The 20,867-nt window shown below is 66.8% G+C and carries 19 protein-coding genes; 9 read left to right on the top strand and 10 right to left on the bottom strand.

The features are described 5' to 3' along the window. The first annotated feature begins 1 nt into the window (after position 1). Together thiD and scpA are read left to right on the top strand one after the other, a co-directional pair. Positions 2 to 826: a bifunctional hydroxymethylpyrimidine kinase/phosphomethylpyrimidine kinase gene (gene thiD, locus BLQ70_RS02950; RefSeq protein ID WP_091855737.1), complete on the top strand. Its 825-nt coding sequence runs from the start codon at positions 2 to 4 to the stop codon at positions 824 to 826. Further along, positions 823 to 2,985 carry a methylmalonyl-CoA mutase gene (gene scpA / locus BLQ70_RS02955; protein WP_091855738.1) on the top strand — a complete coding sequence of 721 codons (2,163 nt, stop codon included), beginning with the start codon at positions 823 to 825 and terminating at the stop codon, positions 2,983 to 2,985. The genes thiD and scpA overlap by 4 nt, the downstream gene beginning before the upstream one ends. A gap of 62 nt (positions 2,986 to 3,047) precedes the next feature. Here the strand turns inward: scpA and BLQ70_RS02960 are convergent, their stop codons facing one another. The 5 genes from BLQ70_RS02960 to BLQ70_RS02980 all read right to left on the bottom strand — a co-directional run bounded on the left by BLQ70_RS02960 (position 3,048) and on the right by BLQ70_RS02980 (position 7,395). Next, positions 3,048 to 3,320, bottom strand: coding sequence for a hypothetical protein (locus BLQ70_RS02960; protein WP_061964471.1), 273 nt, complete (start codon positions 3,318 to 3,320; stop codon positions 3,048 to 3,050). A 97-nt stretch (positions 3,321 to 3,417) separates the two neighbouring features. Continuing rightward, positions 3,418 to 4,206, bottom strand: a complete 789-nt coding sequence (locus BLQ70_RS02965; protein ID WP_091855739.1) for an ABC transporter permease — start codon at positions 4,204 to 4,206, stop codon at positions 3,418 to 3,420. Next, a complete protein-coding gene (locus tag BLQ70_RS02970) occupies positions 4,203 to 5,105 on the bottom strand; it encodes an ABC transporter permease subunit (protein ID WP_091855740.1) in 903 nt (300 codons plus the stop codon). The genes BLQ70_RS02965 and BLQ70_RS02970 overlap by 4 nt, the downstream gene beginning before the upstream one ends. Next, on the bottom strand, positions 5,102 to 6,256 hold the full coding sequence (locus tag BLQ70_RS02975; RefSeq protein WP_091855741.1) for an ABC transporter ATP-binding protein: 1,155 nt from the start codon (positions 6,254 to 6,256) through the stop codon (positions 5,102 to 5,104). Before BLQ70_RS02975 ends, BLQ70_RS02970 begins: the two co-directional genes overlap by 4 nt. A 26-nt stretch (positions 6,257 to 6,282) precedes the next feature. After that, positions 6,283 to 7,395 (bottom strand): polyamine ABC transporter substrate-binding protein, encoded by a 1,113-nt coding sequence (locus tag BLQ70_RS02980; protein WP_280140773.1) that lies wholly within the window; start codon positions 7,393 to 7,395, stop codon positions 6,283 to 6,285. A gap of 146 nt (positions 7,396 to 7,541) precedes the next feature. Between BLQ70_RS02980 and BLQ70_RS02985 the strand changes: the two genes are divergently transcribed. Further along, entirely contained in the window at positions 7,542 to 8,297 is a 756-nt protein-coding gene (locus BLQ70_RS02985; protein ID WP_091855743.1) for a DUF3750 domain-containing protein, read from the top strand. Between the two features lie 13 nt (positions 8,298 to 8,310). On the opposite strand, the gene BLQ70_RS02990 is transcribed toward BLQ70_RS02985, so the two are convergent. Next, the gene (locus tag BLQ70_RS02990; protein ID WP_091855744.1) at positions 8,311 to 9,594 is read right to left on the bottom strand and encodes a cystathionine gamma-synthase family protein; all 1,284 of its coding nucleotides are present in this window, start codon (positions 9,592 to 9,594) and stop codon (positions 8,311 to 8,313) included. A gap of 133 nt (positions 9,595 to 9,727) precedes the next feature. Here BLQ70_RS02990 and BLQ70_RS02995 point away from each other — a divergent pair, with 133 nt between their 5' ends. After that, on the top strand, positions 9,728 to 10,198 hold the full coding sequence (locus BLQ70_RS02995) for an Lrp/AsnC family transcriptional regulator (protein WP_091855745.1): 471 nt from the start codon (positions 9,728 to 9,730) through the stop codon (positions 10,196 to 10,198). A 6-nt stretch (positions 10,199 to 10,204) separates the two neighbouring features. Here the strand turns inward: BLQ70_RS02995 and BLQ70_RS03000 are convergent, their stop codons facing one another. The 3 genes from BLQ70_RS03000 to BLQ70_RS03010 all read right to left on the bottom strand — a co-directional run bounded on the left by BLQ70_RS03000 (position 10,205) and on the right by BLQ70_RS03010 (position 13,394). Next, positions 10,205 to 11,089 carry an alpha/beta hydrolase family protein gene (locus tag BLQ70_RS03000; protein WP_091855746.1) on the bottom strand — a complete coding sequence of 295 codons (885 nt, stop codon included), beginning with the start codon at positions 11,087 to 11,089 and terminating at the stop codon, positions 10,205 to 10,207. Positions 11,090 to 11,100: 11 nt separating this feature from the next. Then, on the bottom strand, positions 11,101 to 12,108 hold the full coding sequence (locus BLQ70_RS03005; protein ID WP_091855747.1) for an alpha/beta hydrolase: 1,008 nt from the start codon (positions 12,106 to 12,108) through the stop codon (positions 11,101 to 11,103). Between the two features lie 134 nt (positions 12,109 to 12,242). Continuing rightward, positions 12,243 to 13,394 carry an alpha/beta hydrolase gene (locus BLQ70_RS03010; protein WP_170843291.1) on the bottom strand — a complete coding sequence of 384 codons (1,152 nt, stop codon included), beginning with the start codon at positions 13,392 to 13,394 and terminating at the stop codon, positions 12,243 to 12,245. A gap of 130 nt (positions 13,395 to 13,524) precedes the next feature. Here BLQ70_RS03010 and meaB point away from each other — a divergent pair, with 130 nt between their 5' ends. Then, a complete protein-coding gene (meaB, locus tag BLQ70_RS03015) occupies positions 13,525 to 14,514 on the top strand; it encodes a methylmalonyl Co-A mutase-associated GTPase MeaB (protein WP_091855749.1) in 990 nt (329 codons plus the stop codon). A gap of 85 nt (positions 14,515 to 14,599) precedes the next feature. Continuing rightward, the gene (locus BLQ70_RS03020) at positions 14,600 to 15,970 is read left to right on the top strand and encodes a TIGR03808 family TAT-translocated repetitive protein (protein ID WP_091855750.1); all 1,371 of its coding nucleotides are present in this window, start codon (positions 14,600 to 14,602) and stop codon (positions 15,968 to 15,970) included. A gap of 4 nt (positions 15,971 to 15,974) precedes the next feature. Here BLQ70_RS03020 and BLQ70_RS03025 read toward each other — a convergent pair whose 3' ends face one another. Beyond that, on the bottom strand, positions 15,975 to 16,973 hold the full coding sequence (locus BLQ70_RS03025) for an asparaginase (protein ID WP_091856151.1): 999 nt from the start codon (positions 16,971 to 16,973) through the stop codon (positions 15,975 to 15,977). A 140-nt stretch (positions 16,974 to 17,113) separates the two neighbouring features. Here BLQ70_RS03025 and BLQ70_RS03030 point away from each other — a divergent pair, with 140 nt between their 5' ends. The 3 genes from BLQ70_RS03030 to BLQ70_RS03040 all read left to right on the top strand — a co-directional run bounded on the left by BLQ70_RS03030 (position 17,114) and on the right by BLQ70_RS03040 (position 20,741). Then, positions 17,114 to 17,938: an alpha/beta hydrolase gene (locus BLQ70_RS03030; protein WP_061964494.1), complete on the top strand. Its 825-nt coding sequence runs from the start codon at positions 17,114 to 17,116 to the stop codon at positions 17,936 to 17,938. Between the two features lie 52 nt (positions 17,939 to 17,990). Further along, entirely contained in the window at positions 17,991 to 18,227 is a 237-nt protein-coding gene (locus BLQ70_RS03035; protein ID WP_061964496.1) for an Lrp/AsnC ligand binding domain-containing protein, read from the top strand. 213 nt (positions 18,228 to 18,440) lie between these two features. Then, complete coding sequence (locus tag BLQ70_RS03040; protein ID WP_061964498.1) at positions 18,441 to 20,741, top strand: NADP-dependent malic enzyme; 2,301 nt, start codon at positions 18,441 to 18,443, stop codon at positions 20,739 to 20,741. Positions 20,742 to 20,867: the final 126 nt, after the last annotated feature.

Raw genomic sequence — 20,867 nt, forward strand, 5'->3', positions numbered from 1 at the left:
TTTGACTGCCATCGCCCTCACCATCGCCGGTTCGGATTCGAGCGGCGGCGCCGGCATCCAGGCCGATCTCAAGACCTTCGCGGCGCATCAGGTCTATGGCGCCAGCGTTATCGTCGCGCTGACCGCGCAGAACACCAGGGGCGTCAGCGCCATCCATGCCGTGCCGCGCGACTTCGTCGCCCAGCAGATGGATGCGGTGTTCGAGGATCTCGACGTCGGGGCGGTCAAGATCGGCATGCTGGCGACGGCCGAACTGATCGAGACCGTCGCGGCCGGGCTGAAGCGCCACGGCGCGAAGAACATCGTTCTCGATCCAGTGATGATCGCCGCTTCCGGGGCACGGCTGCTGGAAAGCGCGGCCGTCGAGGCGATCCGCACGCATCTCTTCCCGCTTGCGACCTTGATCACCCCGAACCTGCCGGAGGCCGCCGCCCTGCTCGGCACCAGCCCGGCCGAAACCGACGAAGCGATGGACGAGCAGGCCGAGAAGCTCGCGGCGCTCGGCGCAGCGAATGTTCTGGTCAAGGGCGGGCACGGCACCGGCGAGATCAGCAGCGACCTTCTGTTGCTCGCAGGCGGCGCGCGCCAGCGCTTCAACGCGCCACGGCTCGAAACGCGCAACACCCATGGCACCGGCTGCACGCTGTCATCCGCCATTGCCGCCAATCTGGCCAAAGGACTGGAGCTGCCGGAGGCCGTCGGCCACGCCAAGACCTATATCTCGGCCGCCATCGCTGCCGCCGATCAGGTTGCGGTTGGCCACGGCCACGGACCGGTGCATCATTTCCACCATTGGTGGGACAGGACCGAGGGGAGCCAGTCATGACCGCGATCCCGGATTTCACGAAGCTCGCCTTCGCAGGGGCTCGCCCCGCCGCCAGTGCCTTGCCCACGGGCGAAGCCTGGCAGACGCCCGAGGATATCCCGGTCAAGCCGGTCTATACGGCGGCCGACCGCGACGGCCTGCCCTTCGTCGACAGCCTGCCGGGCATCGCGCCCTATCTGCGCGGCCCCTACCCGACCATGTATGTCAACCAGCCCTGGACGATCCGGCAATATGCCGGCTTCTCCACGGCCGAGGATTCCAACGCCTTCTACCGGCGCAACCTCGCCGCCGGGCAGAAGGGCCTCTCCGTCGCCTTCGATCTCGCGACCCATCGCGGCTACGACAGTGACCATCCGCGCGTCGCCGGCGATGTCGGCATGGCTGGCGTCGCGATCGACTCGATCTACGACATGAGGACGCTGTTTTCCGGCATCCCGCTCGACCAGATGAGCGTGTCGATGACGATGAACGGCGCCGTGCTGCCGGTGCTGGCGCTCTATATCGTCGCGGCGGAAGAACAGGGCGTGCCGCAGGCGAAGCTCTCGGGGACCATCCAGAACGACATCCTCAAGGAGTTCATGGTCCGGAACACCTATATCTACCCGCCCTCGCCCTCGATGCGGATCATCGGCGACATCTTCGCCTTCACCTCGGCGAACATGCCGAAATTCAACTCGATCTCGATCTCCGGCTATCACATGCAGGAAGCCGGAGCGACGCAGGACCTTGAGCTCGGCTACACGCTCGCCGACGGCGTCGAGTATATCCGCGCCGGCCAGCGCGCTGGCCTCTCCGTCGACGTCTTCGCGCCGCGCCTGTCCTTCTTCTGGGCGGTCGGCATGAACTTCTTCATGGAAGTCGCCAAGATGCGGGCCGCCCGGCTGATCTGGGCGAAGCTCGTCAAGGATTTCGGCGCCGAGAACGAGAAGTCCCTCCCCCTGCGCACCCACTGCCAGACCTCGGGCTGGTCGCTGACGGCGCAGGACGTGTTCAACAATGTGCCGCGCACGATGATCGAGGCGATGGCGGCGACCCAGGGGCATACCCAGTCGCTGCACACCAACGCGCTCGACGAGGCGCTGGCGCTGCCGACCGACTTCTCGGCCCGCATCGCCCGCAACACCCAGATCCTGCTCCAGCAGGAGAGCGGCACGACCCGGATCATCGACCCGTGGGGCGGCTCCTATTACGTCGAGCGTCTGACCGCCGAGCTCGCCGAGAAGGCCTGGGGCCATATCCAGGAGGTCGAGAAGCTCGGCGGCATGGCCAAAGCGATCGAAGCCGGCATCCCGAAGCTGCGCATCGAGGAGGCCGCCGCCAAGACGCAGGCGCGCATCGATGGCGGCCAGCAGGCGATCATCGGCGTCAACTGCTACAAGCCGGAAAGCGAAGCGGCGATCGATGTGCTCAAGGTCGACAATGCCGCGGTCCGTGCCCAGCAGCTCGACAAGCTCAGGCGCCTCAAGGCCGAGCGCAACGAGACCGAGGTCGAAGCTGCCCTCACCGCGCTGACCAATGGCGCGTCCGGCAACGGAAACCTGCTCGACCTCGCGGTGAAGGCCGCCCGCGCCAAGGCGACGGTCGGCGAGATATCGCTCGCGATGGAGAAGGTCTTCGGGCGCCACAGGGCCGAGATCAAGGCGATCTCGGGGGTCTACAAGCGGGAGGTCGGCGACATGAACCCAGCCGTCACGCGCGTCCAGTTGCTCTGCCAGGATTTCGAGGAATCGGATGGGCGCCGCCCGCGCATCCTCGTCGCCAAGATGGGCCAGGACGGGCACGATCGCGGCCAGAAGGTCATCGCCTCGGCCTTCGCCGATCTCGGCTTCGACGTCGATATCGGCCCGCTCTTCGCGACTCCCGACGAGGCGGCACGGCAGGCTGTCGAAAACGACGTCCATATCGTCGGCGTCTCGTCGCTCGCGGCAGGACATCTCACGCTGGTGCCGGAGCTGAAGGCGGCGCTGGCCAAAGCCGGCCGACCGGACATCATGATCGTGGTCGGCGGCGTCATCCCGCCCCAGGATTTCGATACGCTGATCGAGGCGGGCGCCTCGGCGATCTTTCCACCGGGCACCGTCATCGCCGACGCCGCCGAGAAGCTGCTGCAGGAGCTGAATGAGCGCCTCGGCTACGCCCAGCGGACGGCGGCTGAATAAAAGAAGGCGGGCGCTGCCAGCCGGCAGCGCCCGCCCCATGATTACGACCGACGTGGCGACACTTACCGCCAGCCGTAACCATAGCCGTAGCGCGGCGCAGGCTGCCGCATGCCGTAACTGTCGGAATAGCGATGCCAGCGGCGCTGACCCCAGAAGCCGTGGACGGCGGGCGGCGCCGGGCGCCAGCCATAGCCGTAGGCCGGGCGCTCGTAGGAGCGCTCATAACGGCCACCGAAGGCCTGCGCCTCGCCCACCCCGGCGAATGCCGAAACTGCGAGCACCGCGCCGCTAAGCGCAAGGGCAGCCAAACCGATCCGGGCGCGATTGCCAAACATGGTCTCATGTCCTGTTCCGGCAGGGATCGCCCTGCCACGGATCGGACATTCGCAGGTCGTGGCTGAACGGGCTTTGAGGGCGCCGTTCAGCCGTCGTTTATCTGCCCGACGCTTGCTCGCGCTTCAAAAGCAGCGAAGCCGCGATCACGACAACGGCCACGGCCCCGATCATGATCGTGCAGGCGGCGTTGATCTCAGGCGAGACGCCGAGCTTCACCGCCGAATAGAGCCGCATCGGCAGCGTCGTCGCGCCCGGCCCGGTGGTGAAGCTCGCGATGACGAGGTCGTCGAGCGAGAGCGTGAAGGCCAGCATCCAGGCTGCCGCGACCGCCGGCCAGATCAAGGGCAGGGTCACGGTCCAGAAGGTGACGAAGGGCGTGGCTCCCAAATCCTGCGCCGCCTCTTCCAGCGAGCGGTCGAAACCAGCGAGCCGCGACTGCACGACGATGCAGGCGAAGCCGAGGCTGAAGGTCGCGTGGGCGATCGTCACCGTCCAGAAACCGCGCTCGACATCGACGGCGACGAAGAGCAGCAGCAGCGACAGCCCCGTCACCACCTCGGGCATGACGAGCGGCGCCAGCACCATGCCCGAGAACAGCAGGCGGCCCCGGAAGCGGCCATGCCGTGCCAGAGCGAGTGCCGCCAGCGTGCCGAGGATCGTCGCTAGCGTCGCCGAGACGAAACCGAGGCGGATCGAGAGCCAGGCGGCATCAAGCAGCGGCTGGTTCTGCATCAGCGCGCCGTACCAATGGGTCGAGAAGCCGCCCCAGACCGTCACCAGCCGCGAAGCGTTGAAGGAGTAGGCGATGAGCGTCAGGATCGGCAGGTAGAGAAAGGCGAAGCCGACGATCAGCGCCAGGATCAATCCGGGACCGAGCCGGCTCATGCCGCCACCTCCCGCTGCAACCGCGCGCGCTGGAGCAGGACGAGCGGCAGGACGAGCACGACGAGCAGCACCACCGCCACGGCCGAGGCCAAGGGCCAGTCACGGTTCGAGAAGAACTCGCTCCAGAGCAGCTTGCCGATCATCACGGTGTCGGGGCCGCCGAGCAGGTCGGGAATGACGAATTCACCCACCGCCGGGATGAAGACCAGCGCGGAACCCGCGAGGATGCCCGGCAGCGAGAGCGGCAGCGTCACTGTCAGGAAGGCCGTGACCGGCGTGGCGCCGAGATCGGCAGCCGCCTCCAGCAAACCGCGGTCAAGCTTCTCCAGCGTCGCGAAGAGCGGCAGCACCATGAAGGGCAGGTAGGAATACACCATGCCGACCAGCACGGCCGTCTCGGTATTGAGCAGACGCAGGGGCTCGCCTTCGAAGCCGAGCAGGCCGAGCGTCGCATCGAGCAACCCCTCCGGCCTCAGGATGCCGATCCAGGCGTACACGCGGATCAGGAAGGAGGTCCAGAACGGCAAGATCACGAAGACCAGCAGGATGCCGCGCCAGCGCGCGGGAGCCGCGGCCATGGCATAGGCGAGCGGATAGCCGATCGCGAGCGCGAAGACGGTCGTCGACGCCGCGATGCGGAGGGAATAGAGATAGCTCTGCCAGTAGAGCGGATCGTCGCCCAGCAGGCTGAAATTCGCGAGGTCGAGCTGCGAGAGAAACTCGCCGAGCCGGGCGAGGCCTTCCCAATGCGGTGCATAAGGCGGCAGAGCCATCGCGGACTGCGAGAAGGCCATGCGCAGCACGATGGCGAAGGGCGCGAGGAAAAACAGCGCCAGCCAGAGATAAGGCACGGCCACGACGAGCCGGCGAAGCCGCTGCAGCGAAGCGACCGCGCTCATGGCGGCAGCACTACGCCGGCCTCGACATCCCAGGAGAGCCAGACCTTGTCGTCCCAGGCGAAGGGGCGGGCCATCCGGCGCGTGCGGTTGGCGAGCGCGACCTTGACGAGCTGGCCACCCTCGCCGCCGAGCATGACCTGGATCATGGTGAAGTCGCCGAGATAGCCGATATCCCAGATCTCGCCGGCGACCTTGTTGACGGCCTGAGTGGGCTCGTCATGGCCGATCTCGATCTTCTCGGGCCGGATGCCGACCACGAGCGGATCGCCCTTCTTCAGGGTCGGCGCATCCTCGTCGAGCTCAACAATGCCGACATGCGGGACCTCAGCGCGGACCAGCTCGCCCTCGACGGCCGCGATCCGGCCTTCGAAGATATTGATGTCGCCGACGAACTCCGCGACGTGGCGGTTGGCCGGCGCCTCGTAGATCACGTCGGGCGGACCGATCTGGACAAGCTTGCCATGGTCCATCACCGCCATGCGGTCGGCCATGGTCATGGCCTCGTCCTGGTCGTGGGTGACGACCATGAAGGTGAGACCGAGTTCGCTCTGCAGGTCCATCAGTTCGAACTGGGTCTGCTCGCGCAATTTCTTGTCGAGCGCCGCCATCGGCTCGTCGAGCAGCAGCAGCTTCGGGCGCTTGGCCAGCGACCGGGCCAGCGCGACGCGCTGGCGCTGGCCGCCGGAGAGCTGATGCGGCTTGCGCCCGCCAAGGCCCGAGAGCTTGACCAGCGCCAGCATCTCCTCGACGCGCCGGTCGATCTCGGCGCGCGGCAGCCCTTCCCGCTTCAGCCCATAGGCGATATTGCCGGCCACGCTGAGATGGGGGAACAGCGCATAGGACTGGAACATCATGTTGATCGGCCGCAGATGCGGCGGGATGCCGGTAATGTCCTGCCCATCGAGCAGGATCGTGCCGGCATCGGGTGTCTCGAAGCCGGCGAGCATGCGCATCAGCGTGGTCTTGCCGCAGCCCGACGGCCCAAGCAGCGCGAAGAACTCTCTGCGGTAGAGTGCCAGCGAGAGATCGGCCACGGCCGTGACGTCGCCGAAGCGCCTGGTCACGCCCCGGAACTCCACCAGCGGCTTCGCCGCCGGGTCGTTCCAGGGCTGGAAGGCCCGGCGCACGCTGCCGGGCGAGGTCTTCTTCATGGTGCTCGAGACCTGTCGGGAGCCGGTCACTTGCCGGTCTTGACGCGGGTCCAGAGCCGGTTCACCAGCCGCTGGGACTTCTGGTCATAGGGCGTGATCGTGTAGAGCCGCCCCATCACTTCGTCCGACGGATAGATGCCGGGATTGTCGCGCACCGCCGCCGACAGGAACGGCTTCGAAGCGAGGTTGCCGTTGGCATACTGGATGAAGTCCGAGTTCTTTGCGGCCATCTCCGGCTTGTTGACGAAGTCGATGAACTTCATCGCTGCGTCGACATTGCCGGCATCCTTCGGGATCACGAAGGAGTCGAACCACATCAGCGCGCCTTCCTTCGGGATGGAATAGGCGATCTGGACGCCGTTCTTGGCTTCCTCGGCGCGCTTCTTGGCCTGGAGGATGTCGCCGGAATAGCCGACGGCCAGGCAGATATCGCCGTTCGCCAGCGCGTTGATATATTCCGAGGAGTGGAACTTCTGGATATGCGGGCGGATCTTGCGCAGGAGCTCGCCGGCCTTGTTGAGATCGGCCTCCTTCTTCGAGTCCGGATCGAGCCCGAGATAGCGCAGGGCCGCCGGGAACATCTCCTCGACCGCGTCGAGCACATGCACACCGCAATTCGACAGCTTCTTGAGCTGCTCGGGCTCGAAGACGATCTTCCAGGAATCGATCACCGCATCGGGGCCGAGCCGCTCCTTCACCTTCGCGACGTTGTAGCCGATGCCGGTGGTGCCCCACATGTAGTTCACGGCGTATTTGTTGCCGGGATCGTACTTGCCGAGCCGTGTCTGGATTTCGGGCCAGATATTCCTGAGGTTCGGCGCCTTGTCCTTGTCGACCGGCTGGTAGAGGCCCAGCGGGATATGGCGCGGCAGGAAGGAAGCGGTGACGACGATCAGGTCGTAGCCGGTCTTGCCGGCGAGAAGCTTGGTCTCCACCGTCTCCATCTGGTCGAAGGTGTCGTAGACGACGGTGATGCCGGTTTCCTTCTTGAAGGCGTCCAGCACCTCCGGATCGACATAGTCCGACCAGTTGAAGATGCGCAGCTGCTTGTCCTGCGCGGCCACTGGTGTGGCCAGAAGTCCCAGTCCGATCGCGCAAGCCGCAATCGCCTCGGTCAGTCGCTTCGCCGTCCTACCCAATCCGCCCCTCCATCGTGTTGGCGCGCGCACGCTACCAGCTTTCCCCTCGGCATCAACCGCCAGCGGGCGCGACCGAACGCCCGCGCACAGGCAAGCTGCGCCTGACGCAAGCGTGAACGACCGCATCCTTGCCGGCTCGCGCCGCCATGCACATACCGTACCGCATGCGCCTGTTCCGCCGCTTCCTGCTGTTCTTCGCGATCGCCTTCCTGCTGCCGCTCGCGAGCCATGCGGGCTGGTGGTACTGGCAGACGCATGCGCCGGACTGGCGACGCGCCGATTGGACGAGTGCCAAACTCCTGCCCGCGGCTTCCGTAGAGCCCGAAGCGACGGTGCACGTCTTCGCCGCCCGCGTTGGTCGCTGGCGCGGCATCTTCGCCCATCATTCCTGGATCGTAGTGAAGGAGCGCGGAGCTTCCGCCTATACGCGCTTCGACGTCGTCGGCTGGGGCGCGCCGCTCAGGGTCAATCACCGCGACGCCGATGGTCGCTGGTTCGGCAACATGCCGGAATCCGTCGTCGAAATCCGGGGCGAGGCAGCGGAGCACCTGATCCCGCGCATAAGGGCAGCCGTGGCGGATTACGCCTATTCCAGCCCCGGCAGCTATCTCGCCTGGCCGGGCCCGAACTCGAACAGCTTCGTCCAGCATGTCCTGGCCGAGGTGCCCGAGCTCCATCAGGCGCTGCCGCCGACAGCGCTCGGCAAGGACTGGCGCGACGACGGCCTCTTCGCCGGGCTGACCGCCAGCCGCACCGGCATCCAGGCCTCGCTCTATGGCCTCGCCGGCGTGACCGTGGGCTGGGTCGAGGGCGTCGAGATCAACCTGCTCGGCCTCGTCGCCGGGCTCGACCTGCGCAGCCCGGCGCTGAAGCTGCCGGGCTGGGGGCGGGTCGGGGTCTAGGACTTCGAAGCGGTCAGACCGCCTCGAAGGCCTGCGCCAGATCCGAGATCAGGTCCTCGATATTCTCGATACCGACCGAAATGCGGATCAGCGCATCGGTCAGGCCGATCTCCTCCCGCAGTTCGCGAGCGACGCCGGAATGGGTCATCGCGGCCGGGTGAGAGACCAGCGTCTCCGTGCCGCCGAGGCTGACCGCGAGCTTCATGATCTGGAGATTGTCGAGCACAGCGAAAGCCTCCTTCTCGCCGCCCTTGACGTCGAAGGCGAAGGTCGAGCCCGCCGCCGTGCACTGGCGGTCGAAGACAGCCTTGCGCGGGTCGCCGTCCTTGAGATTGCCGAGATAATGAACCCTGGCGACCTTCGGATGGCTCTCCAGGTATTCCGCCACCAGCTTGGCGTTCTCGTTGGCCCGGCTCATACGGATGTCGAGGGTCTCCAGCGAGCGCATCAGCATCCAGCAGGAATTCGGATCGGCCTGCGTGCCGAGCGAGCCGCGCCAGGCCTTGACCTGCCGCACGAGGGCTTCCGAGCCGCTGATCGAGCCGCCGACAAGGTCGGAATGGCCGCCGACATATTTGGTCAGCGAGAGCAGCGACAGGTCAGCGCCCTGCTTCAGCGGCTTCTGGTATTTCGGGCCGAGCATGGTGTTGTCGACGACGACCGGCGGGCGATGGCCCTGCGACTTCTCCAGCTCGTCCGCAATCATCTTGCAGGCGGCGAGGTCGACGAGGCCGTTGGTCGGGTTGGCCGGGGTCTCGACCAGGATCATCGCAACGCGGCCCTCGGCGGCCGCTTCCTTGGCGACCTGACGCATCTGGGCGACGTCGAGACCATCAGTGAAGCCGAAGGGCGTGACGCCGAAGGCGCCCATCTGGTTCTTCAGCAGCGTCTCGGTGCCGCCATAGAGCGGGCGGGAATGCAGGATCGTGTCGCCCGGGCGCAGGAAGGCAAAGCAGGTCGTCGCGATCGCGGCCATGCCCGAGGCGAAAACGGCGCATTTCTCGGCCTCGTCCCAGATCGCCAGACGATCCTCGAGGATTTCCATGTTCGGGTGGTTGAAGCGCGAATAGACGAGGCCGGGCTTCTCGCCGGGCTTGGGCTGGCGCCGGCCGGAGGTGAAGTCGAAGAAGTCCTTGCCCTGCTGGGCGTTCTCGAAAACGAAGGTCGAGGTCAGGAAGACCGGCGGCTTCAGCGAGCCCTCCGACATGGCCGGCGAATAGCCGAAGCCCATCATCAGCGTCTCGGGATGGAGCTTGCGGTTGGCGATCCGGTCCTTGTGGTAGTTGTCTGCGCTCATGGCCGTCTCCCTTTAGATCCTGCAACGCAGGCCGGTTTCTGCCGCCAGATTATTCCGATCAGCGCGCCATTGCTTGGCCGATCAGCATCATCCTACTATGCGTTGAGCAGCTTTCTGCTCAATTTTGACAGGGATGGAGCATATCGTGCTCGACAGCATCGACCGCCGGATTCTCGCCGTGCTGCGCGAGGACGGGCGCATCACCAACCAGGACCTGTCACAGCGCGTCGGGCTGTCGCCGACGCCCTGCCTCAGACGCCTGAAGCGGCTGGAGGAGACCGGCGTCATCCAGGGTTACACGGCCGTGGTCGATCCGAAGGCCTATGGGCTGCCCTTCAGCGTCTTCGTCTCGGTGCGGCTGACCCAGCAGAACCAGGAGCAGATATCCGAGTTCGAAAAAGCCGTCGAAAGCTGGAGCGAAGTGGCCGAATGCTATCTGATGACCGGCTCGCAGGATTACCTGCTGCGCGTCGTCACGGACGGCATCGAGGGCTATGAGCGCTTCCTGAAGCAAAAGGCGACGCGGCTGAAATGCATCCAGTCGGTCGAATCCAATTTCGCGCTGGCGACGATCAAGAAGCGCTCCGGCCTGCCCCCGATCTAGACGCTATCAACGGACGCCGAACAGCTCGGCTCCAGCAGCCTCGGCCATGCCGCTCTGCTGATGCGCCACGCCCGGCACGACGACCTCGCGCCAACGAAGCGTCACTCCGAGGCGGCGCGCTTCGTCGCGGGCCGCGGCCATGAAGTGCTCTCCGCGCGCGAAGCGGGTCGGCCCCTGCTCCTCGGCACCGCGGGATTTGTTGAGCTGGGGATGGTCGGGATCGGTGTCGCGGTCGCCGAGCATCACCAGCATCGGCTTGGACAGCGCGGCTGCGAGCGTGGCGTCCACAGCCGGGGTGCCCTTCAGCGAATAGGGATAAGCGCGCTCGCCAGCGAGAACCGGCAGCGTGTAGTAGCCGGCATTCGCCACGGCCGCCGTCGCAATCCTCGCATCCGGCATCAGCATGACCATGCGGTGCACGAACTGGGCACCGGCGGAGTGGCCGAAGATCGTGTAGCTACCTCCGGCGACGCGGCCGCTGGCGCGGGCGACATCGAACAGCCTCTCGATCAGGCCGAATGTCCATTTCGCCTTGTCGGGCTCGCCGCGCGCATTGCCTTGCTGGAAGCGGCGGCTGGAAAACTGCTCCTTGTCGAAGCGTGGGGCGAGGACGAGGAAACCGCCTCGGTCGGCAGCGGCCTTCCAGGCGTCGCGGGCGCCTCTCGCATTGCGGCCCATGCCGTGGATCGCAATCAGCAGCGGGCAGGGCTTGGCCGCGCAGGCCGGCGGCGCATAGGTCGAAACCGCGACGGTGGCCGGCAGCGGATCGGCATAGCTGCTTTCGGCCGGCCCGGTCCCGGCGAAGAGCGGCGGCGTCTCGGCAAAGGCCGAGGAGAGGCCGAAGCCCTGCGCAAGCACGACGACCGCCAATGTCCCGGTCAGCCGCAGCATTCTGCGCTCCTTCAGGCGCCGCCACGGTCCATGGCGCGGCGCACGACCTGGGTGACTTCGCTGTTGGACAGGAAGAGATCGTGACGCAGCATGCTCCAGCCCCGGCCGGAGGTGTCCGCGACCCGGACGCCCAATGCTTCCAGCCGCGAGCGATCCGCGGCGCCGGCCCGCGCGACGCCGCCGGCGATGCGGGCGGAGACGGCCAGTGCCCGGTCACCGGGATCGATGATCACGGTCATGCGCTGGGCCAGGGGGCCGATCTTCTTCACCGTCTGCTCGAAGGCGTCGATATCGACATCGGGCGAGGCCAGCACGACCGAACCGATCCGGGCGTAGATTTCCCGGGAATCGCGCAGCTCGCGCAAGCCTTCCAGCGTCAGGAAGGTTCCCATGGAATGGGCAACGATGTGGATGCGGCCGACGGTCGGGTTGGCGACAAGCGCCTGCAGCGACTGGACGAAACCGTCGCGCGACCAGAGCGCGCTCTCGCGGTCGTAGGCGTAGTCGAAGAGCTTGCCGCCGGAGGGCCAGGTGAACAGGACCGTGCGACCCTGGAACTCCAGCGAATGGGACAACTGGCCGGCGCTGCGGGCGGCCGTCTCGAAGCTCTCGTTGAATCCGTGGATGTAAAGCAGCACATCGCGCCCGTTCACGGCGTCCGAGAGTGCCCGCGTCGCGTCCGCCGTCGTTTCACGCGAAATGCCGAGCACGGCCCAGTCGCCGCTCACCGCCGAGGAGACACGCCCCGCGATGCCGCGCCCGGGCGGCGACAGTTGCGCCTCGGCGAAGGTCAGCGGGCCGCGATCGGTATTGAAATAAGGCGTCGCGTTGCCGGTCGAGCGGCGCGTCGTCATGACGAGCAGCCGCGGGTCCTTGCCGAGCGCCGAGGTATCGGCGCGTTCCGGCTCGGAGAAGGGCGACACGCTCGCCTCGCTCTGCGCGCAGGCGGCAAGCCCGAGCGGGAGGAACGCGGCGAGCGCCAGCGAACGGCATGAGAAGGCGCGCCTTGTAACGGGCATGGAGAGAGGCATCCGGTCAGAATTTGAGGGGCCGAACTGGCAGCCGCACCTCTAAAGGCAGGCCAACGCGGCCAGAATGGGGCGAGAGTGCTGCCGTCTGCAGGAAGCAGCACCCGCGTTGCACCAAGGCGACATCACTGCGTGGCGCCGGAGATGATGGTGATCGGTGCGGTGACGACGAGCCCGACGGTCGATCCCACCGTGCCCATCACGCCGCCGGCGACGTCGCCCAGCCTGTCGCCGAATTGCGGCCCGGCGAAGCCAATGCCCTTGTCCTGCTGCAGCCGCTGGCCGATCATCTGCACGACCTTCGGCGAGGATGCGAATTTCGCATGGTTGAGGCTGTCGCCGGAGGAGACCTCGGAGAGGTCGATCAGCCTCACGCCAAGCTTTTCCAGCTCCGCGATCGTCTCGGTATCCTTGCTCGACACCGCGCCCAGCCGCTTCTTGTCGCCGGCGAAGCGCCGGGAGAAATCGAGCGCCCGGTCATCGGCCGAGACGAAGACCGTCACCGGCCGCCGGATTTCGCGCATTTGCGTCTTGAAGACGTCAAGATCGACGTCGGGCGCTGCGAGCATGACATCGCGCAGCTTGCCGCCGAAAGTCCCGTCGCCGCGGATTGCAGCCTGGCGGAGCGTCTCCAGCGTCAGCAATGTGCCCATTGAATGGGCGAGGATGTCCATGCGCGACGGGCCGAGATCCCGGGCGATGGCCCGCAGGTTCAGCTCGAGGAAATCGCGCGAGTAGAAGGCGCTTTCGCGATCATAGGGATAAGCAAGGAGCTGTCCGCGCGAGGGCCAGGTGAACAGCACCGGTACGCCCTTGAAACCGGAATCATAGACGATCTGGGCGAAGCGATAGGCCGCGTCGGCAAAGTTCGTATTGTAGCCGTGGACGAAGACCAGCACGTCGCGCTGGGATGCCGGCCGCCGCGCCAGCTCTTTGCGCACGTCGGAGACGATCGGCGCGAGATCGAGCTTCTGGAGATTAGTCGCGGTGAAATGCTTCGCCGGGTCACCCGGTCCCGAATCGGGCAGCTCCAGATTGCCGGACTTGTGGGTAAGCGGCACGGTGATGTCGAGCCGGGCGAAGGAGAGCTTCGGCCCGCGTTCGCCGCTGAAATAGACCGGCTGCGCCGAGGCCTCGCGCGTCGTCGCGACGTAGATCTGGACGGTCCCGGCGACATCGCCCTTCGGTGCCTGACTCAGCTCAAGCACGCGCGGCGTGCCGCAGGCCACGAGCGCCAGCGGCAGAAACAGGGCCAACAGGAAAACACGAAGCCGCATCGCCACGCACATCATCGCCAAGTCGTCTCATCGCCGCGGCGGATTCACAAGAGGCGCACATGACACAGTGATGAAACAAGTGGTGCAAGGACGCCTTGTCGCCCGCGCCGGCAGCTTGCTAACTGGCGGCATGGTCGACAGCAGCAGCTCCCCATCCGACACCCTGCGCGATGCCATTCTCGCCGGCGAGCGCGCTGCGCTGGCCCGCGCGATCACGCTGGCGGAATCGCGCCGCGCCGACCATCGCGAGCAGGCACAGGCGCTGATCCAGCAGTTGCTCCCTCACACCGGCCGGGCGATTCGGGTCGGCATCACCGGCGTGCCCGGCGTCGGCAAGTCGACCACGATCGACGCGCTCGGTAGCCACCTGACCGCGGCCGGACACAAGGTTGCCGTGCTCGCGGTCGACCCCTCGTCTTCCCGGACCGGCGGTTCGATTCTCGGCGACAAGACGCGGATGGCCCGGCTCGCGGTCGATCCCAATGCGTATATCCGCCCCTCCCCCTCCTCGGGCACGCTGGGTGGGGTCGCGGCCAAGACGCGCGAGACCATGCTGCTCTGCGAGGCCGCCGGCTTCGACGTGATCCTGGTCGAGACGGTCGGCGTCGGCCAGTCGGAGACCGCGGTCGCCGACCTCACAGACTTCTTCCTCGTGCTGATGCTGCCCAATGCCGGCGACGAATTGCAGGGCATCAAGAAGGGCATCATCGAGCTCGCCGACATGATCGCGGTCAACAAGGCGGACGGCGACGGCGCCATGGCCGCGCGCGCAGCCGCCGCGCAATACAAGGCCGCGCTCCATATCCTCGCCCCCGCCTCGCCCCTGTGGAGCACGCCGGTCGTGACGATCTCGGGGCTGACGGGGCTCGGGCTCGACAAGCTCTGGGCCAGGATCGAGGACCACCGCACCCGCTTCGAGGCCAAGGGTCTGATCGCCGAAAAGCGCCGCCGGCAGGATGTGAAATGGATGTGGGCGATGGTGCAGGATCGATTGCAAGCCAGGCTCCGGCACGACCCGGCCCTGAAAGCCCGCACGCCGGAGCTGGAGGCGGCCGTCGCCGCCGGAAAGCTCCCCCCGACATCCGCCGCCGACGAGATCGCGCGGGCGCTGGGGCTGTGATCCCGGCGCAGCGAGCCTCGGTGCCAGATCGACACAGGTGAAGCTGGCACAGTGCTTGATTCGCGCCGGCCGAACAGGAGCTTCCATGGCGCTTTCCCGACGCAATGTGCTGGCGATGGGCCTTTTCGGCACGGCCTCGGTCGTTCTGCCCACCGCTGCGCAATCGCGCGGCGCGGCCGCCGGCCCGCTTGGCCATCTTGGCCTAGACGCCGGCCAACTCGGATTGCGCCCCGGTGCCGCGGAGGATCAGTCGCGGCAACTCCAAGCTGCCCTCAAACAAGCTGCCGCGCGCGGCGCACCGCTCCTCCTGCCGCCCGGCCGCTACCGGATCGGCGGCGTCGCCCTGCCCGAGAACGCCCGGATCGTCGGCGTGCCCGGCGAGACGCATCTCGTCACGGCCAGTGGCCAGCCCCTCCTGATCGCCCGCAATATCGGGCGGGCCGCGCTCACCGGCCTGAGCTTTGACGGACTCGATATCCCCGCTGCTCAGAGAAGCGGGTTGCTCATGGCCGAGAACGTCGGCGAGATCGCCATTTCCGGCTGCGCCTTTGCCAAGGCCGGCTCGGTCGGCCTGACGCTTGACCGCTGCGGCGGGCGCGTCACCGCGAGCCGGTTCCGCGACATGCGGGACGCGGCGCTGTTCGCGATCGATTCGAAGGGCCTCACGGTCGAGCAGAATCGGGTCGAGGATTGCGGCAATAACGGCATCCAGATCTGGCGCAGCCAGCCGGGCGACGACGGCTCGATCGTCCGCGGCAACCATGTGATGCGCATCCGCACCGATAGTGGCGGCAGCGGCCAGAACGGCAACGGCATCAGCGTCTTCCGCGCCGGGGGCGTGATCATCGAGGGCAACCAGCTGCGCGACTGCGCGCTGAGCTTCATCCGCAACAATTCCGGCTCCGGCGTCCAGATCCTCGGCAACCAGGGGCGGCGCTGCGGCGAGGTCGCGCTCTACAGCGAGTTCGCCTTCGAAGGCGCGATCATCGCCAACAACCATGTCGAGGACTGCGCGTCGGGCGCTTCCATGACCAATCTCGACCAGGGCGGGCGCATGGCGGTCTGCGCCAACAACATCATCCGCAAGGCGACGCGCAAGGCCGTGCCCTACAGCAAGGAGCCGACCGGAGGCTACGGCATCCATGTCGAGGCGGAAGCGGCGGTGACCGGCAATGTCATAGAGGACGCCAGCGATATCGGCATCGCGCTCGGCTGGTCATGGGGCATGCGCAATCTCGCCGCCACCGGCAACGTCATCCGCAAGACCGGGATCGGCATCTCGGTCTCGCTGGTGCCCAAGGAACGCAACGCGCTGATCGCCAACAACGTCATTTCCGAGGCCCGCGACGGCGCCGTGATCGGCACCGAATACGGCAAACCGGTCACCGGCGACCTGACGAAGGCTCCCGACGCGAGGGCCTCCGGCATCGTGGTCGCGAACAACGCGGTGCGCTGAGGCCTCAGGCCGCCGGCGCGCGAATCCGGCCGACCTCGATGCCGTTCCAGTTCTTCAGTACGGTCTCACGCAGCGGCGCGAAGGCTGCCTGCGTGGCATCGTCCATCGGCAGGAAGCGGGCGATCAGGGCGCCAAGCGCGATCTCGGCGGCGCGGCCGGCGCCGTCATCGCATTTCAGGGCGATGCCGTAGCCCAGTTCCGGCAGCGCGGCGCAATAGACGCCCTCGGCCCCGGTCTTGGTGAAGGCGCGCGCGCCGAGCAGGTCCATCAGGCGCGTGTCGTAGCGGCCGGTGCCAGCGACCATGAAGGGATGGGCTGCAGCGGCCGCCCGGATGCGCGCCGCCGCCTTCGCCCGCTCCGGCCCGAAGCCACGGCCGGTGCCGAGCCGGGCGAAACCCAGCGCCAGCGCCGAAAGCGGCACGGCGTAGGACGGGATCGAGCAGCCGTCGGTGCCCATCCGATCGGCGCTATGGACGGCACCGGTCACGGCTTCCAGAGCGCCGCGCACGGCCTGCTGCACGGGATGGCTCGCCTTCACATAGCCGGCAGGGTCCTCGTCCATGTTGCAGGACAGGCAGACGAAGCCGGCATGCTTGCCGGAGCAATTGTTGTTGAGGGCGCTCGGCTCGGCGCCAGACTTCGCCAGGGCGCGGGAGACGACCTCATTCGACGGCCAATGCGCGCCGCATTCGAGGCAGCCGGCATCGCGGCCGGCCTTGCGCAGCATCGCCAGCGAGGTCTCGGCATGGAGCGGCTCGCCGGAATGCGAGGAGACGGCGAGCGCGATCTCGGCCTCCGTCAGCCCGTAGCGGTCGGCGGCGCCGCTCTCGATCAATGGCAGGCCCTGGATCGCCTTGACCGCCGAACGCGGAAACACCGGGCGCTCGACATCGCCCGCCGAGAACACCACGCCGCCCTCGGCATCGACGACGATCGCCGCGCCGCGATGGCGGGATTCGACGACATTGCCGCGCGTGACCTCGGCGAGAACGGGATTTTCCATGGCGACCTCCATTGCCCTTTGCGCCGGGCTTGCCGCCTTTTGGCGCTGACGCGGGGTCCTGTCAAAAGCGCTGGCGCGAAGGGCGCCGGGCTGCCACGGTGCGGCCCAGCCAACCCACGCCCTTCAGCGATGGAAGATCGATGTCGCCGGACTACGAGACCGAGTACAACAACCGCGCCCGCGTGCCGGAACATCCGGGAATCATCGCCGGCTGGCAGGCCGATGCCGCCGCCTACCGTGCCGAGGCCCTGCGCGAGCTGGACGTCTCCTATGGCGAGGGCGAGCGCCAGGCCTACGACCTGTTCAAGCCCGAGACGATCCGCGGCAACGCGCTGGTGATGTTCATCCATGGCGGCTACTGGCAGGCGCTCGACCGCAGCTATTTCTCGCATATGGCGCGCGGGCTGAACCGGCTCGGCCTGCCGGTCGCGGTCGTCGGTTACGATCTCTGCCCGCAGGTCCATCTCGGCCACATCGTCTGGGAATTGCAGCAGGCGGCTGCGGCGCTGTGGCGGCGTTTCGGCCTGCCGGTGATCGCGACCGGGCATTCCGCCGGCGGCCATCTCAGCGCCTGCACGCTTGCCACCGACTGGAAGAATGTCGACCCGGATCTGCCAGACCAGCTCGTGCCGGCAGCCTATGGCATCTCCGGCCTCTACAACCTGAAGCCCCTGACCGAGACCAGCATCAACAAGGCGCTGAACCTTGACCTGGCTGCCGCGGAACTGGAAAGCCCGCTGTTCTGGCCGGCGCCGTCGCGGCTGACCATGGATGCCGTGGTCGGCGGCGCCGAGAGCGACGAGTACCACCGGCAGAGCCGCCGCCTCACCGATGTCTGGGGGCTGGAAGGCGTGACGACGCGCTACGAGGAAATCCCCGGAGCCAACCATTTCACCGTGATCGCCGGACTGACCGATCCGGAGAATGCGATGACCCGACGGATCGCCGCGCTCGCCGGCGCTTGATCTTACCACGCAGAGGATTCTATCCAGACCCAACAGAGTTTCGGAGCGCGCGATGCAGACCTTCTTCGTCGAGATCAAATGCAGGCTCGGCAAGACCTATGAGGTCGCCAGCGAACTGGCCGATCGCGAGATCGCCTCGGAGATCTATTCGACCGCCGGCAACTACGACATCCTGGCCAAGTTCCACGTCGCGGCCGATGTCGATATCGGCCATTTCGTCGCGCAGAAAGTGCAGTCGATCCCCGAGATCGCCGACACCCATACGATCATCACCTTCAAGGCGTTCTGAATTTCGCGCCGACGGCGCTGGGGATTTATCGAATCGTTTCCGGCGCTTGCGTGCGGATTCTCGCATGCCGATTCAGCATCTTGCCAAATTGATTCAAGTTCGCAGCCGCCTCATCCTTTCCGCCCCGGCGAAACTGCTGGCGGCGCCGACGGCTTGACGGCGTGGGGGCTTTCGCGCGACCAGCATCCTTCGGACTGCAGGGATCCTCGCGCCATGAAAAGCACGCTCTCCACTGATCTGCGCTCGGGCGCGCTCGTCTATCACCGCCAGCCTCGGCCGGGTAAGCTCGAGATCCAGGCGACCAAGCCGCTCGGCAACCAGCGCGACCTGGCGCTCGCCTATTCGCCCGGCGTAGCCGCCGCCTGCGAGGCGATCGTCGACGATCCCTCGGAAGCCGCCGAGCTGACCTCGCGCCAGAATCTCGTCGCCGTCATCACCAACGGCACCGCCGTGCTGGGGCTGGGCGATATCGGTCCCCTCGCCTCCAAGCCGGTGATGGAGGGCAAGGCCGTCCTCTTCAAGAAATTCGCCGGCATCGACTGCTTCGACATCGAGGTCGAGCAGAAGAACATCGAGAAATTCGTCGAGGTCGTCGCAGCGCTGGAACCGACGTTCGGCGGCATCAATCTCGAGGACATCAAGGGGCCGGAATGCTTCGAGATCGAGGAGCAGCTGAAGGCCCGGATGCAGATCCCCGTCTTCCATGACGACCAGCACGGCACGGCGATCATCGTCTCCGCCGCGGTGCTGAACGGGCTCGACCTCGCGGGCAAGAAGATCGCCGACGTCAAGATCGTCGTCTCCGGCGCCGGCGCCGCCGCGCTCGCCTGCACCAACCTGCTGGTCGAGCTCGGCGCGCAGCGCCAGAACATCTGGCTCACCGATATCGACGGCGTGGTCTACAAGGGCCGCAACACGCTGATGGACCGCTGGAAGGAGGTCTACGCGCAGGAGACCGATGCCCGGACGCTCAGCGACGTCATCGGCGGCGCCGACGTCTTCCTCGGCCTTTCCGCAGCCGGCGTGCTGAAGCCCGAGATGGCCAAGCAGATGGCGACGAAGCCGCTGATCCTGGCGCTGGCCAACCCAAATCCCGAGATCACGCCGGAAGATGCGCTCGCCGTGCGCCCCGACGCGATGATCTGCACCGGCCGCTCGGACTATCCGAACCAGGTCAATAACGTCCTGTGCTTCCCCTATATCTTCCGCGGCGCGCTCGACGTGCAGGCGACGACGATCAACGAGGCGATGAAGCTCGCCGCGGTGCGCGCCATCGCCTCGCTCGCCCGCGAGGCGACCTCCGACATCGCGGCCCGCGCCTATGGTGGCGAGGCCTCGACCTTCGGCGCGAACTCGCTGATCCCGAACCCGTTCGATCCGCGCCTGATCATGCGCATCGCGCCCGCTGTCGCCGAGGCGGCGATGGTGACCGGCGTCGCCCGCAAGCCGCTGGTCGATGTCGAGGCCTATCGCGAGCAGCTCTCGCGCTTCGTCTTCCGCTCCGGCTTCCTGATGAAGCCGCTGTTCCAGAAGGCCAAGGCCGACCCCAAGCGCGTGATCTACGCCGAGGGCGAGGACGAGCGCGTGCTGCGCGCCGCCCAGGTCGCGCTGGAGGAAGGGCTCGCCGTGCCGATCCTGATCGGCCGCCCGAGCGTGATCGAGACGCGCATCCAGCGCTTCGGTCTGTCGCTCAAGCCCGGCGTCGACTTCGAGGTGGTGAATCCCGAGGACGATCCGCGCTATCGCGACTACGTCCAGACCTATCTCGACATCGCCGGCCGGCGCGGCATCACGCCCGAGGCGGCTCGCTCGCTGGTGCGCACCAACAACACCGTGATCGCGGCGCTCGCCGTCGCCCGCGGCGAGGCCGATGCGATGATCTCGGGCCTCGAAGGCCGGTTCATGTCGCGCCTGCGGCATATCAAGGACATCATCGGCATGGCGCCCGGCGTCTGCGACCTTGCGGCGATGACCCTGATCATCACCAACAAGGGTGCCTTCTTCATGTCGGACACCCATGTGAAGCACGATCCGACGGCGGAGGAGATCGCCGACATGACCGTGCTGGCGGCGAGCCATGTCCAGCGCTTCGGCATCGACCCGAAGATCGCCCTGCTGTCGCATTCCGATTTCGGCGCGGCCGACACACCCTCCTCGCTGAAGATGCGCAAGGCGCTGAAGCTGATCCGCGAGCGGGCGCCGCATCTCGAATGTGACGGTGAGATGGAGGCCGATACCGCCCTCGTGCCCCTGATCCGCGAGCGCGTCCTGCCCTCCTCGACGCTGAAGGAGATGGCGAACGTCCTGATCTTCCCCAATCTCGACGCGGCCAACATCTCCTACCAGTTCGCCAAGGTGATGGCCGACGCATTGCCGGTCGGGCCGATCCTGATCGGCACGGCCAAGCCCGCCCATATCCTCACCGGCTCGGTGACGGCGCGCGGCGTCGTCAACATGACGGCCGTCGCGGTGGTCGAAGCCCAGGAAAGCGCGGCGGAAGCGGCCAGCCGTTGAGCCTATAGCCACCCCCTGACAAACAACGAGCGAAAACCGCGGCCTCGCCGTCGTTTTCGCGCTTGGCAGACTCAATTCGACAGGGTCTACTCCCCCTGAAGTCGGGCATCGCTCGCAACGACGCCC

The sequence above is a fragment of the Allobosea robiniae genome, from assembly GCF_900102525.1.
Lineage (GTDB): Bacteria > Pseudomonadota > Alphaproteobacteria > Rhizobiales > Beijerinckiaceae > Allobosea > Allobosea robiniae.

What these genes read in the sequence shown, in the direction of transcription:
- BLQ70_RS03005 (WP_091855747.1), bottom strand. Translation starts at nt 12,108, where the DNA reads ATGCCCGTTACAAGGCGCGCCTTCTCATGCCGTTCGCTGGCGCTCGCC.
- BLQ70_RS02970 (WP_091855740.1), bottom strand. Translation starts at nt 5,105, where the DNA reads ATGAGCGCGGTCGCTTCGCTGCAGCGGCTTCGCCGGCTCGTCGTGGCC.
- BLQ70_RS03010 (WP_170843291.1), bottom strand. Translation starts at nt 13,394, where the DNA reads ATGCGGCTTCGTGTTTTCCTGTTGGCCCTGTTTCTGCCGCTGGCGCTC.
- BLQ70_RS03000 (WP_091855746.1), bottom strand. Translation starts at nt 11,089, where the DNA reads ATGCTGCGGCTGACCGGGACATTGGCGGTCGTCGTGCTTGCGCAGGGC.
- BLQ70_RS02990 (WP_091855744.1), bottom strand. Translation starts at nt 9,594, where the DNA reads ATGAGCGCAGACAACTACCACAAGGACCGGATCGCCAACCGCAAGCTC.
- BLQ70_RS02985 (WP_091855743.1), top strand. Translation starts at nt 7,542, where the DNA reads ATGCACATACCGTACCGCATGCGCCTGTTCCGCCGCTTCCTGCTGTTC.
- BLQ70_RS02995 (WP_091855745.1), top strand. Translation starts at nt 9,728, where the DNA reads ATGGAGCATATCGTGCTCGACAGCATCGACCGCCGGATTCTCGCCGTG.
- BLQ70_RS03030 (WP_061964494.1), top strand. Translation starts at nt 17,114, where the DNA reads ATGTCGCCGGACTACGAGACCGAGTACAACAACCGCGCCCGCGTGCCG.
- BLQ70_RS03040 (WP_061964498.1), top strand. Translation starts at nt 18,441, where the DNA reads ATGAAAAGCACGCTCTCCACTGATCTGCGCTCGGGCGCGCTCGTCTAT.
- BLQ70_RS03035 (WP_061964496.1), top strand. Translation starts at nt 17,991, where the DNA reads ATGCAGACCTTCTTCGTCGAGATCAAATGCAGGCTCGGCAAGACCTAT.
- BLQ70_RS03020 (WP_091855750.1), top strand. Translation starts at nt 14,600, where the DNA reads ATGGCGCTTTCCCGACGCAATGTGCTGGCGATGGGCCTTTTCGGCACG.
- scpA (WP_091855738.1), top strand. Translation starts at nt 823, where the DNA reads ATGACCGCGATCCCGGATTTCACGAAGCTCGCCTTCGCAGGGGCTCGC.
- BLQ70_RS02960 (WP_061964471.1), bottom strand. Translation starts at nt 3,320, where the DNA reads ATGTTTGGCAATCGCGCCCGGATCGGTTTGGCTGCCCTTGCGCTTAGC.
- BLQ70_RS02965 (WP_091855739.1), bottom strand. Translation starts at nt 4,206, where the DNA reads ATGAGCCGGCTCGGTCCCGGATTGATCCTGGCGCTGATCGTCGGCTTC.
- BLQ70_RS03025 (WP_091856151.1), bottom strand. Translation starts at nt 16,973, where the DNA reads ATGGAAAATCCCGTTCTCGCCGAGGTCACGCGCGGCAATGTCGTCGAA.
- meaB (WP_091855749.1), top strand. Translation starts at nt 13,525, where the DNA reads ATGGTCGACAGCAGCAGCTCCCCATCCGACACCCTGCGCGATGCCATT.
- BLQ70_RS02975 (WP_091855741.1), bottom strand. Translation starts at nt 6,256, where the DNA reads ATGAAGAAGACCTCGCCCGGCAGCGTGCGCCGGGCCTTCCAGCCCTGG.